The sequence below is a fragment of the Bittarella massiliensis (ex Durand et al. 2017) genome, from assembly GCF_017566145.1.
GTDB classification, from domain to species: domain Bacteria; phylum Bacillota; class Clostridia; order Oscillospirales; family Ruminococcaceae; genus Bittarella; species Bittarella massiliensis_A.
Window position 1 is genome coordinate 1 of sequence record NZ_JABFCL010000266.1, and the last position, 218, is coordinate 218.

The 218-nt window shown below is 48.2% G+C and carries 1 protein-coding gene; it reads right to left on the minus strand.

Translation table 11 applies throughout. The annotated features are described in order from the left end of the window. On the minus strand, nt 1–218 hold a 218-nt coding region (locus HJY11_RS14275; RefSeq protein ID WP_208076535.1), incomplete at both ends, for a hypothetical protein.

A 218-nucleotide genomic window follows, 5' to 3' on the forward strand; every position in this document is an offset into this window, starting at 1 on the left:
TGCCGCCATGGTATAGACGTCGTCGATCTTTAAGATATCCTGAATGACTCCTTCCGGGACCCGCTTTGTGCGTATTGCATACTGCTTCAAGGCATCCGTCAGTACCTTTTTCATTCCTTCCAATGTCACGCCTTCTGGAAGATCCGGGCACTTCTCCGGATAAATGGAAATATCACCTTCCCAGAATCCATTTGCTTCCCGAAACTCCCGCAAAATTG